Origin of the sequence: Paenibacillus sp. AN1007, assembly GCF_040702995.1 — a bacterium.
Lineage (GTDB): Bacteria > Bacillota > Bacilli > Paenibacillales > Paenibacillaceae > Paenibacillus.
This window is the reverse complement of record NZ_CP159992.1, coordinates 6,087,635-6,099,966: the sequence shown is the minus strand read 5'-3', so window position 1 is coordinate 6,099,966 and position 12,332 is coordinate 6,087,635. Positions and strand designations below refer to the sequence as shown.

Below are 12,332 nucleotides of genomic sequence, written 5' to 3'. Positions count from 1 at the left end.
ATGTCATCTATGCAGTGCAGAACATTTCTAAACATCCTTCGTTTTACAGACGAATGGGGAGGGATTACGGTGAAAAGAAACCGGCTTAACGTCATTACATGTGCACTCTTTGCTGCTTTGCTTCTCAGCAGCTGCCAAAGCTCTGATCTGCCCAATTCAGCGAAGTTAAATAAAACACCAAAAAAACTGGAAACATTCTATCCCGCCAGCATCACCGAGGTGGATTCCATTGAAATCAGGAGCGGCAGTGATGGTACTGCCAAACGGACTGCCGATCCAAAGCTGATGCATGACTGGATTGAAAAGGTACGGTACTTAAACATCATCCCGAATCCAGACCAGGAAGATACATCAGGAGTTTTGTTCCATGTGAGGATGTTTAGGCAGGAAGAGGTTGTCTTTTGGATGACACCCACCAATATCAATCAGCAGCGAATCGAGCCGCAGGATGAATTAGCAGATCTGATGACTGAACTGTACAATAGAATCGAATAGCTCGACTGCGCAGTCTCAAAAAATATAAAAACAGCATCTGCAGGTATCTACCAATGCTAATAAACCCTGCACTGATGAGCAATGTGATGCAGGTTAAAGCTTCCGGTTCTCGTTTGTCCTCAGGTATGTTCACGATCCACATCCAACTCCTTCAAATGTCACTCCCCTTCTTTATTGTGGTAAGTTATACATACAGGATCGACTCATAGTGATGATCATTAAGAAAATGTCCTATCCTTTATAAGAGGTGAATACCATGTTAGATGAACTTGAGATACAGATCAAAGAGCGAATTCAGGAGAGATATGATATTACGGGTGAATTTTATAGCGCATGGTTTACTACGAATCCATCTCTTCTTGCTCCCAAGGAGCAATTTTATCAAACAGAACATATTGAAAAGCACAGAGCGATATCCTATCTGCTGGATAAAGGATACCTCCATGCACAGCCCTTAGAGAGCAATCCTGAGATGGTCGCCGTAAGCATCACACTGGACGGAATCGACTTTTATGAGCGGGGCTATCTGAATGGGGACGCGAAAGGGTTCCAGGTTGTGGAGGAAATCATCTACAACGATGATTTTAATAAAAAAGGACTCTGAAATCCTCTCAATTCCAGAGTCCTTCTACAACGTTCAACGAAGTATACAGCGTAATAAGCACAGCGTTTTTCCAAATGATTTACTTCGATACTTGCTGTATGCTTACATCAATTCTGATTCTGTCCATCATCCGAGTCGAGGGATGTATCTGATGATGCAGCTGCCGCGCGTTCCTTCGACTGGATCTCCTCCATCCGGCTGGATACCTTCTGATACAGGTAAGAGATGCCCAGCAGCAGCACACCAAAGCTGAAATAGGCGAAGATTTTGCTGCCTGCGGTCAGCAGACTCACGTCGTAGAACACCATCTTACCTGTGGCGAACAGCGTCAACCCCAAGCCGAGGCGCCGAATCATGACATATTTTCGGCGGAACCCGTAGGCAATATAAAGAATCGCCAGCACCAGATAGATCAGACTGAACATAAGTCCCACATCACCCCACTGGAACTGGATCGTCAGGAACACGGTGATGATACCAAGCAGATAGATTCCCGCAATGACCGGATACCACTCGACACTTTTGAACTGACCACGGATACCCGCTATGAGCAGATCCCTTCCCGCGAAGAACACACCTGCATTGAAAATAATTAACACCAGCAGCCCGACAATTTCGGCCGCCGTATGCTGCTCTACCCCCGGCTGCAGTGCAGGCATCGTCAAGGTCACTGCCAGCGCGATGCAGCATCCGACTGCATGTAAAAAGAGTATGTACCCTCGTAGGAACGGATCACGGAGCAGCTTCACTTTACCTAGTCCATACCCCAGTGCAATTGTCAGTGCCGCAAACAGAAGCAGTTTGTAGAACATGTACAGCAGGAACGTTTCATCAACTGCCCTTACATACAGTTCATTCGATTCATAGAGCACGTATAACCACACGTTCACAAGGGTCACATATCTGAACCCATCCAGAAAACCACGCTCCCACGAGGCATAACTGAACTTTGCTCCAGTTCCTGCGGAGGAGCTGCCGCGCAGCGCCCAGACATAATAGAGGGTGATAAGCAGGGTGCCGAGCGTAAGACTGGAGTATTTTAACATGAAGTACGACTGTTCCCCTACAAAGAATAAGGACAGCAGATCATATTGTACAAAGATCATGATACACAGGAGCACAATGCCCCAGCCTGCACGTTCGACTGCCTTAAATTTTCTGAAATGTCCAAATGTAACGAGCAGCACGCCTTCAATCAACCAGCCCATCGACAGCCATCTGGAACCAAACTGGAATGGAATGAGCAGGATGGTGAAGGTAAGTGACGTGAGATAAAAAAGCAGGATCGTCTGTTTCTCCTGCGCCATAAAGCGCTGAACGAAGCGGGCGAGTCCTACATATACGAGTGCAAAAATAACGGCGAGTAAGCCCTGCGCATTATTCCAGCCCGCTGCATCAAACAGCACATATAAGACGAGACAGCTTAAGCTCGTATTCATCGCTAACAAAGCAAAATCCCACCAGGTTAACTTCACCCGGTGCTTAAACGGATATGCGAGCGTAATACCAAGATACAATGCAAACGTTACCACAGAATAGAGCATCCCCACCTGTTCATTTGGTGACAGCCATAACAGAATCAGCATGGACGGCGTGTGCAGCAGGAAGCTGATGTAATGCACCACCGGCCAACGCTGGCCAAAGGATATGAATACAATAATACCGTTCAGAAGCAGCAGATAGATCATCGCGGTATAGACTGCTGTCCCTTCCAATCCAAAGGTGAACATGTAAGAAAAGAAAGGCAGATATCCGCCCACAAGACCAAAGGAGCAGATCGTTTTAGACTGATACCTCAAGGACAACAATACGGAGACGGCCGATATCAGTACAGATAAGCCCAATCCCGTATACAGCCCGATGATATGCAGCAGGAAGTAACTGTAGAAAATAGAACCGAACAGCACAGAGATGCCTCCGCCGAGCAGTCCCATCGCAAATGTTTTCTGCTTACGGCGAAACAGCCACTCACCGCCTGCAAGCATCAATATGCCGAGCAGGAAGAAGCCTAAACCCTTCATCTCATCGCTAAACCATGTGGAATATGAATATTGAAAAGCTGCACCGACTCCCAGTATAAGGAGCAGGATGGCCACTTTGTTAATCCAGCTGAGTCCAATGCGCATCTCCATTCGGTTCTGCTTAATCCGGCGCTGCATCGTTTCCTCGCTCAGCTCTTCCTCGGCCATCTGCTCATAACCATGCTGCATCTGCCCGCGCACAGCCTCGGCTCGCTCCCATACGGTCTGCCTGTGCAGTTCAATCCTTGCATTCACCTCGGATGCCAGATAGGCAATCCGCTCCTTCATCTCGGCCGCATCCTCCTGCAGATGCTGGGAAGCCTTGTTGAAAAGAGCGTTCAGATTCGATTTTGTTCGATGTTCAAAATAGCTGATATGATCATTATGCTCGGCTGTTTTGCCTTGAAAATACGTCTCCATCTTCTCCCTTGATACCCGGATCAGATTCAGCTTTTCATCCAGCATCTGTTCGGACAATGCGATACGCAGACGCGCATTTTCCTCTTCCATCTGGCGTGCACGCTGTTCCAACTGATGCAGCTTGAGCTGCTGCGCTTCGGTCTGCTCCAGCAGTTGTTCATTGCGAACCGTCAAGTCATCGGATTGATACTCCTGCAGCAAGGCCTGATAGTCCTTGGCGAGCTGCTTCTGCTGCTCCTGAACCTGCCTAAGTCGATCCTTAAATTCGTTCATGGACATCCTCCATTGGTTGTCATATGATGTTTTTCAATATTTTACTATAGATATGCCAAAAAATGAGACTATAATTATAGATTTTCAAACGGTGACATGGAGATCATGCAGGATGATGAACAGTGGATTCCAAATAAAAAAGCATCAGCATGCCTCGATTTGCCATAACACTGACAAATACTACAGAATGCTGATGTCTTTTTTAATCATACGATCTAATTATCTCTATTGTAATAGAAGGCAGCATAACCGAAGGGAACAGATCATCCCACATCCCTAATTAGGCAGCTTTAGCGATTGGCTTTTTCAAAAATACACCATAAGAAACAGCCCCCAAGAGCAGCAGTCCTGCCCCCAGTAAAAATACATTATTAAAACTGCCTGTCGTATCCAAAATGTATCCGGTTACAATCGGAGCAAGTGCTGCTCCCAGAAATCCGCCGAAGTTCTGAATGGCTCCCAAGGAAGCGACTTGTTCACCCGGAGCAATATCTGCAGCCAGTGTCCAGATCACACCCGATGGCAGCTGAGAAGCAAAGTAACCTACAGATAGCAGGATGATGCTTACTACTGTACTGTCAATGAATGGTATGGGGGCGACTGAAGCCGCGGCCAGAATAGCTCCGCCGACAATGGGAACTTTTCGTGAGGTAACCGCGTTAACCCCTTTTCGAATGAAAAAGTCCGAAATAAATCCACCAAGCAGCACGCCGATAATTCCGGCTACGAACGGGATAGATGCAATCCAGCCTGTCTCTTTCAGCGTAAAGCCCTGCTCCTTCTCCAGGTAGCTCGGAAGCCAAGTCAGGTATACCCAGATGGTAAACATAATTCCGAAGTTTCCGATAATCATAAACCAGGTGCTTTTATGTTTGAATAACGAACCCCAGTTTGCTTTGGGCGCTGCAGCGGCTGATGTTTCGTCCGTGTCGGCACTTTGATCTGGGGCGGCTTCCGGCCCTTTGATCATCCGCTTCTCGGCAAAAGTTGGATCACGATATACCTTGATCCAGATCAACATGATAATCAGACCAATAACACCCACAAAGATGAACATACCTCTCCATGTCATCGTTAACATCAGAACGGTCAGCAGCGGCGGTGCGATTGCGTTGGCAATCTGCGAGCCTGTGTTAATAATGGAGGTCGGCAAGCCCCGCTCACTTTTGGCAAACCAGCGCTCTGTTACCTTCAGCCCTGAAGTGAAAAAAGGGGACTCGGAGACACCCAGAAGCATTCGCATTGCATATAACAACGAATACGTATTGGTAAACGCACTCAGTATGGTCGCAATGGACCAAAGTCCTGATGCCCATGCAAACATCTTTTTCGGACCGAATTTATCTACCAGCCACCCGGCAGGCAGGTTTGCTAAGGCATACGGCCATAGAAAGGCTGATAACAGCAAACCCATCTGAGTTGAAGACAGCCCGAATTCTGCGGCAATGGTTGTATTGGCAATACTTAGATTGGATCGATCCAAATAGTTAACGACTGCACCCAGCAGCAATAACAGAATAATTCCCCATCTCAGACCCACTTTTGGGGTTTGAGGGACTGAGGCAGGGGATGGCGATGGTTTTAACACTGCCATGAAAATCACTCTCCTCCATAGATATAAATATTAAATTACTCATATTATATATAATGAATAAATATGGAAATAAAAGACTGCAGAAAGCCTCTTCTGCTCCTTTAAAAAGCATTAATCCATTGAAGTACACGCTTTCATAACTGAATAATGAATCTCTTCATTCATTAGCTAAATCTATTCCGGACCTGTGCGTTCACAACGCCCGGCATGATGGTTATATGCCTGATCGCTGTGAACCTCACGGTACGTTCATTTCATAGGTCTATTTGAAGCAGCTCAGCGTGCGGCCTTTACGGCCTGCAGAAACTCTTCAGCTGCCTTGGTTACTTTCCCATAATCACCGGAATCCTTCGCGGCTTTGGTAATGTAGCTGCCCACACCAACTCCAACACAACCTGCTGCCAGCCATTCATGCACATTTTGCGGTGTTACTCCGCCCGTAGGTGCAATCGCTGCTTGAGGCAGAGGGGCAGACATCGCTTTGACATATTGCGGCCCCACAGATTCTGCCGGGAACAGCTTCACAATATCTGCACCCGCTTCAAGCGTCTCCACGATCTCCTTGGCCGTGAATGCACCACTGACCGTAACCGCCTGATAGCGATTGGCCACTTTGATCATGTCAGGATTAAGCTGCGGACTTACCAGCATTTCAGCACCGGCCAAAATGGCAGCTCGCGCCGTCTCTCCATCCAGAATGGTACCCGCACCAATCAGAATCCCTTTGGATGAATATTTTCGGGACAAAACTTTAATAACATCCAGTGCACCCGGCACACTCATCGTAATCTCGAGCGCCCGAATGCCCCCTGCGATCGCCGCCTCGGCAACAGCTAACGCCTCTTCTTCACTCTCTGATCGAATAATCAGTACAATACCGGTATCCGCAATGATGTTCATATTCTCCAGCTTACGCCACATATCTATGTCCTCCTCAGCCCATCTGTCTATTGTTAAACCTTGTATATTCGGTATGTTCGCTTCGGTTTACTCCTGTATTCCAGGGTATAACCGATCACCACTGTAACCCAGCTGACTTGAAAGCTTCCATGCCGCTTCCTTAACCAGTTTGACAATGCTCGCCTCACGTTCCGGAGTCATCGTGGAGTACATGCTGGCCACGCTGATTGCAGCTGCAGGCTCGTTCCACTGATCATAGACAGCAGATCCAATACAGTACATCTCCAGATGGTCTTCCCGGTCGTCGATGGAGTAACCACGCTCGCGAATCTCCTGCATATCCTGCAAAATATCAGGAATGGTTACTTTCGAGTAGGAAGTGCGTGACGGAATCTCGCCTTCTCCCAGAATCTCCATCACCCTGCTGGTCGGAAGGGCTGCAAGCAGTGCTTTGCCCAAACCCGTCGTATGCATATATCGGCGGGAGCCCAGCTTGGCTGTTGGACGCATGACCGAATAACTCTCTGCTTTATCCAGATATACAATTCGACCTTTATCCTCGATCCCAAGAAAAGCCGTGCTTCCCGTCTGACGATTCAGCTCTTGAAGCAGAGGCCGGGCCATATGAGGAACGCCCATGTTGGACAAATAAGCCATACCCGTCTCAAACACGGCGATGCCTAGACGATACGTCTTGAGGCGCGCATCATCCATTTCAACAAAACCCTTATGCAGCAAGGTTTGTACCAGTTCGAAACCACTGCTCTTTGGCATGTTCATATGTTTGCAAATCTCATTCAGTGTTAACGGAGTACCACTCCTCGCAAATAAAACGAGTAAATCCGCAACTCGCTCCGCAGACTTATTCATGCGAATATTGTCCATGTTATCTCCTTTTCGCTGCTTCGACGTCGAAGTTCGTATATGTGAACTTATTTCACATCACCGAACGATGCCCTCATTATAGATCAGCCCCTCGGGAAATTTCAACCGCTTTCTTAAAACTTTTTTTGTTTATGCTTTTTCCTCAAAAGGGATTGTATTTCCACGAAAAAGAGTATACTCTAGAAGCGACTGTTCACCAGCACGAATTTAGTTCGTATATGCGAACCGATGAATGTTCGAACTCACTACGCATGCACAAAACTTATCCACGATCTCTGGAACTGGATCACTTATAGGGGGAAATTCTCATGAAACCTATCCTGATTTTTCTGATTGGCTCTGCCGGTTCGGGCAAATCAACGATTGGCAAAAAACTGGCTGCCGAGCACCACTTTTGTTATCTGGACAAAGATGTGGTGTGCAACACCTTTACGGGAAAGCTTCTGGAAGCACACGGCTTCTCCCCTCATGACCGCGATGGCACCTATTATCGCGACACCGTCATGGATTTGGAGTATGAAACATTGTTAAACGTAGCAAATGACAATCTGCAATTAGGCAGATCGGTCATTCTGGATGCGCCTTTTGTTGGCTATTTTCATAAAAGCGATTACATTCATCAGCTGCTCTCTAGATATGCATGGGCAGAGGTTGTTCCTGTTGTGATACGAGTTGATGTGGAGGTGGAGGTTCTGCATCAGCGGCTCAAAAGTCGGGGCTTGGAGCGAGACCAATGGAAGCTGGATCACTGGGATACCTTTGTCCAGGGAATGCAGGCCAATCGCTGTGTGTGGGAAAATATCGAATTCATTACCGTAGATAACAGCTCGGAGGAGTTTGATCTTGGACAACTGACTTCACGGCTGCCCTTATCTGCATCGCTGACATGATGTCATACATTTACAAAGAGAACGAAAGACAGCAGGGCACAGCCTGTAAAGTGACCGTATTATGCCATAAAAAAAGTACACGGAGCGTGTGAACCTCCGTGTACTTTCCTGTTCTTCTACTATTAATTGCCTTACCATTCTTCTGTTCTAGTTGGTTTCAGCGGCCGTGTCCGCCTCATCCTTTGTGTCCGGCTCGATCAACTGCGTTGTGTTCGGGTCCAGCCAGCTGGCAATCATGCCGCGTACATAGGTCAGATCATCTTCGGACAGATCATAATACCAAGTACCACTGCGCATCTTCCCGTCCCCTTTCAGCATATAGTTGCTGATGGTTGGAATGCTGTCTTTCATATATAAAGCCTCGGCAAAATCTACGATAAAATCCGATTTCATATTTGTTGTAAAATTCGATCCGGCAATCTTGATGACGTCTGGGATTTTGGTCAGATTTTTGACCTCCAGCGCACGATTCATGAATGCACTCAGGAATATCCGATGACGCATCGTGCGGTTAAAATCAGAATCCTCCCGGTAGCGCACATAAGCCAAGGCCTCTTCGCCGTTATAGATCGGTTTGTTAGCCTCTACGAATAACTTCTCATGGATCTTAAGTTTGTTCTCTATGTTTTTCTTGATCGGCAGCTCAACGCCTCCAACCGCATCTACGATGTCCTTCAACCCGTGAAAGTTAATCGCCGCATAGAAATCTACTTTGTTCTCCAGCAGCTTCTCCACCGTGTCAATGGCCATCTTGGCTTCGCCGTGAGCATAGGCCGAGTTGATTTTGGATTTCACATCACGACCGACAATTTCGGTGTAGGAGTCACGAGGAATGGACAGCAGCAGCACCTTATTGTCCTCTGGACGCACGACGGAATAAATAATGGTGTCTGAACGGCTTGGTTCATTATCGCGCTGATCGATACCCAGCAGCAGTATTGAGAACGGATCGGTATGCTCCACGACCGGAGCCTCTTCGTTACCAACGGCTTTATACGATTTGTCCAGCGCTTCCTTCACCGTACCTGAGGCGAACATATTAAAGGCCAACCTCACAAGTTCCTTTTGAAAAATAAACCCGAGGCCTCCCAGCACAATTAGTATACTGAGGGTTATGATGAGCGGCTTCTTCCAATTTTTTTTCGACTTTTTCGGCTTCCGTCTAGTTAAGTTTGCAGCACTGTTTTCCATCATATCTCCTTTAGTTGCGGTTTCTTCATCCATTTAACTATATTAAGTACACGTTTTCAATAGATTACGTTATAATCGGCTGTACAACAAGGGACATAGAAGGAGCGATGAGAGATGGAGTATCGGCATTTAGGCAGCAGCGGTCTGCGGGTATCGGCACTTGGGCTGGGCACGAATGCATTTGGCAAAAGAGCAGATCAGTCCGCTTCGACCCGCATTCTTCATGCTGCAATGGACCGAGGCATTAACTTTATTGACACGGCCAACATCTATGCTGGCACGGAATCGGAACGAATCATTGGACAGGCACTGGTCGGTCGACGGGAAAACGCTGTGCTTGCAACCAAAGCCGGCCTGCCCCGGCATGATGGTCCTCATGGACGCGGTTCCTCGCGCTGCCATCTGCAGCAAGAGCTGGAACACAGCCTGCGGCGTCTGCAGACGGATTATGTCGATCTGTACCAGATCCATACCTTTGACCCGCATACCCCGCTGGATGAAACACTGCGCACGCTGGATGACATGATTACGTCCGGCAAAGTGCGCTACATTGGCGCCTCCAACTACGCCGCCTGGGAGCTGATGAAGGCCCTCGGCATCAGCGAAATGCGAGGATACGCGCGGTATATTTCCACGCAAACCAGCTACTCGCTTGCCGATCGAACACCCGAGAACGAACTTGTTCCGCTTTGTCTTGATCAGGGCGTAGGCATTATCCCTTATTTCCCGCTGGCTGGCGGTATCCTGACCGGGAAATACAGCGGACAGGCCAGCGTACCTTCTGGTTCGAGAGCGGACACGGACCCAACCTTCAGCCGCTTCCTGCTCGAGCACAACATGCAGCTGAGCGAGCAGGTAAGCGCCAAGGCAGATGCCTATGGCTGCTCTCCAAGTGTACTGTCGATCGCTTGGCTGCTGACGCGCCCGGCAGTATCGACCGTGATTGTAGGAGCTACCCGGACTGAACAGCTGGAGCATAATCTCGCCAGCCTTGATCTAAAGCTTCCACCTGAACTGCTGGATGAACTGGATCAGATCAGCCAGCAATTCCGCCACGGCAAGCCGTTTGCTTCCTACAGGCTGGAATAGATCGCCTAATGACAAATAAACCTTCCGACCATATAGGGTCAGGGAGGTTTATTTCATTTTTCGTCATTTTTCGCACAACCTATATGATGAATCGCCCTAATCAAACGTAACTTGTTGATGAATAACAATGGAGCATTAATGGTCTGTTTTATGCCGGATAAATTCCTGCATAATTTCCATGTAACCCTCTCTGCGATCAGCAAGAAGCTCGAAGAAGTTTTTGTCGGACTCTTCCACGAGGTTCATCCCTTCAATCGCCAGCTTTGTGCCTTCAGGCGTCGTCGTAATAATATTGGCCCGTGTATCTGTCTGATGACGAGCACGCGTAATGTATCCTCTCTTCTCAAGAGCGCGAAGAACCTGAGAGGTAACATTAACGTCTACATTGGCAAATTGGGCAATCTGGACCTGGGTAACTCCCTTACCTTCCACGTCACGTTCATTAAGCCATAAACAAGTATGCAGTAAAATAAATTGAGGTTGTGTCAGATTGAGTGGTTCCAGCACCCTGCGTACTTCCTTCTGCCACATCGTCGTCACCTGCCATAACAGGTACCCTGGACTATCTTGCGGATTGGTGTATCGTGAACTTTTCATTCTTATACCTCCGTGATGTACGATCTTGTGCTGCAGAGATGTGTGTATCATCCATTGTATAACGAATCTGTTATACTAACGCTTCACAACACGCATCCGCTGCAGCTTTAGATACTGATCTATGAAAAAAAAATGTTATATTTTATTTATCGTGTAGGAATAAACTGCTTCACCCATTGACCAAATCCCTGCGGATTTCGGCTCTGGATCAGGATGGTGCCTTCTCCGCGGAAACGGCAGACCAAACCTTCACCACTCGTCACACTGGACAACCAGCCTTGTGATGCTTTTTCGATCCGATAATTGACATAATGGGGCCATGCCACCAGATGTGCATTGTCCACAATGACCTCTTCGCCTTCAGCCAGATGTATGGGGTGGATCGCACCATAAGAAGATAGGAACACAGTGCCTCGCCCACTGATTTCTATAATAAAGAAGCCTTCTCCGGAAAAAAGACCTTTTTTCAAATTTTGCATTTTGGTGTTAACCTGAATGCCTTCCGTTCCCGCCAAAAACCCGTCTTTCTGTACATACAAAGAGTATGACCCATCCAGTTCTATGGCCTCTATGCCGCCCATGGTTGATGGAGATAACAAAACTTCTGAACTTCCTCCAGCTGCCGCCAATTCCTGAAAGAAAAATTTCTCCCCGCTCAGCATACGTCCAAATCCGGCAAACATACCGCCTTCTGCTGATCCTTTAAGTTCAACTGTTGGTGACATGGATACCATGGCTCCACTTTCAGCCTTGAAACGCTCGCCACGCTGCAATTCTACCTTGAGCATAGCAAATGCACCATCGTATAGAATTTCGTATCTCACGGTTTCATCAGCTCCCTGTGATGATCAGTCTTAAAATCGTTGAGGCCGTTATCTTCCAGCACGGCTGCTTTGTCGCCGTATTCTTTAATAATATGCTGGTCTCCCCAATGACAAAGTGCGTTCAGAATCGGCTCCAGGCTCCATCCGTATTCACTTAATTCATACTCTACCTTGGGTGGGACCTGATTGTATACTATTCGTTTTACAATGCCGTCATTCTCCAGTTCACGCAGCTGCTGTGTCAGCATCTTCTGGGTGATGGCCGGCATAATCCGCTTTAGATCACTTGTCCGTTTTTTGCCATGAGTCAGATGACAGAGAATGACACATTTCCATTTGCCGCCAATGACTTCCAGCGTAGCTTCCACCGAAATATTGTATTTTTTACGCTCCATGATGACCTTCTTCCTCCTTAATCAAGTTCGCTCGTTCCGTTTATGCTAATGTATGGGCACCAAAAAGTACGTAGGGTACTAAAAAGTACGTACTAGCCATGTTATACCGAATAATTCATAATAGCATTTGCCGGTAAGCAAATCTACATTCTAG

12 protein-coding genes are annotated in these 12,332 nt (G+C 47.5%); 4 read left to right on the top strand and 8 right to left on the bottom strand.

The window, feature by feature from the left end; all coding sequences use genetic code 11:
• The first annotated feature begins 69 nt into the window (after positions 1–69).
• Complete coding sequence (locus tag ABXS70_RS27360; RefSeq protein ID WP_342553378.1) at positions 70–495, top strand: hypothetical protein; 426 nt, start codon at positions 70–72, stop codon at positions 493–495.
• Positions 496–751: 256 nt separating this feature from the next.
• The gene (locus tag ABXS70_RS27355) at positions 752–1,099 is read left to right on the top strand and encodes a hypothetical protein (RefSeq protein WP_342553379.1); all 348 of its coding nucleotides are present in this window, start codon (positions 752–754) and stop codon (positions 1,097–1,099) included.
• A 107-nt stretch (positions 1,100–1,206) separates the two neighbouring features.
• Here the strand turns inward: ABXS70_RS27355 and ABXS70_RS27350 are convergent, their stop codons facing one another.
• From ABXS70_RS27350 to ABXS70_RS27335, 4 genes are all read right to left on the bottom strand, one after another.
• Positions 1,207–3,813: a DUF2339 domain-containing protein gene (locus ABXS70_RS27350; protein ID WP_342553380.1), complete on the bottom strand. Its 2,607-nt coding sequence runs from the start codon at positions 3,811–3,813 to the stop codon at positions 1,207–1,209.
• Positions 3,814–4,093: 280 nt separating this feature from the next.
• A complete protein-coding gene (locus tag ABXS70_RS27345; protein WP_366292426.1) occupies positions 4,094–5,407 on the bottom strand; it encodes an MFS transporter in 1,314 nt (437 codons plus the stop codon).
• A 276-nt stretch (positions 5,408–5,683) separates the two neighbouring features.
• Entirely contained in the window at positions 5,684–6,328 is a 645-nt protein-coding gene (locus ABXS70_RS27340) for a bifunctional 2-keto-4-hydroxyglutarate aldolase/2-keto-3-deoxy-6-phosphogluconate aldolase (RefSeq protein ID WP_342553382.1), read from the bottom strand.
• Positions 6,329–6,394: 66 nt separating this feature from the next.
• Positions 6,395–7,192 (bottom strand): IclR family transcriptional regulator, encoded by a 798-nt coding sequence (locus ABXS70_RS27335; protein WP_366292423.1) that lies wholly within the window; start codon positions 7,190–7,192, stop codon positions 6,395–6,397.
• A gap of 308 nt (positions 7,193–7,500) precedes the next feature.
• On the opposite strand from ABXS70_RS27335, the gene ABXS70_RS27330 reads away from it, so the two are divergent.
• Complete coding sequence (locus tag ABXS70_RS27330; RefSeq protein ID WP_342553384.1) at positions 7,501–8,082, top strand: AAA family ATPase; 582 nt, start codon at positions 7,501–7,503, stop codon at positions 8,080–8,082.
• A gap of 147 nt (positions 8,083–8,229) precedes the next feature.
• Here ABXS70_RS27330 and ABXS70_RS27325 read toward each other — a convergent pair whose 3' ends face one another.
• Positions 8,230–9,276 (bottom strand): LCP family protein, encoded by a 1,047-nt coding sequence (locus ABXS70_RS27325; protein WP_366292419.1) that lies wholly within the window; start codon positions 9,274–9,276, stop codon positions 8,230–8,232.
• 111 nt (positions 9,277–9,387) lie between these two features.
• On the opposite strand from ABXS70_RS27325, the gene ABXS70_RS27320 reads away from it, so the two are divergent.
• Positions 9,388–10,362 carry an aldo/keto reductase gene (locus tag ABXS70_RS27320; RefSeq protein WP_342553386.1) on the top strand — a complete coding sequence of 325 codons (975 nt, stop codon included), beginning with the start codon at positions 9,388–9,390 and terminating at the stop codon, positions 10,360–10,362.
• Positions 10,363–10,497: 135 nt separating this feature from the next.
• On the opposite strand, the gene ABXS70_RS27315 is transcribed toward ABXS70_RS27320, so the two are convergent.
• The 3 genes from ABXS70_RS27315 to ABXS70_RS27305 form a co-directional block, all read right to left on the bottom strand.
• Positions 10,498–10,959: a MarR family transcriptional regulator gene (locus ABXS70_RS27315; protein WP_342553387.1), complete on the bottom strand. Its 462-nt coding sequence runs from the start codon at positions 10,957–10,959 to the stop codon at positions 10,498–10,500.
• Between the two features lie 146 nt (positions 10,960–11,105).
• Positions 11,106–11,783: a TIGR00266 family protein gene (locus ABXS70_RS27310; RefSeq protein ID WP_342553388.1), complete on the bottom strand. Its 678-nt coding sequence runs from the start codon at positions 11,781–11,783 to the stop codon at positions 11,106–11,108.
• On the bottom strand, positions 11,780–12,178 hold the full coding sequence (locus ABXS70_RS27305; protein WP_366292414.1) for a winged helix-turn-helix transcriptional regulator: 399 nt from the start codon (positions 12,176–12,178) through the stop codon (positions 11,780–11,782). The genes ABXS70_RS27310 and ABXS70_RS27305 overlap by 4 nt, the downstream gene beginning before the upstream one ends.
• Between the last annotated feature and the right edge of the window lie 154 nt (positions 12,179–12,332).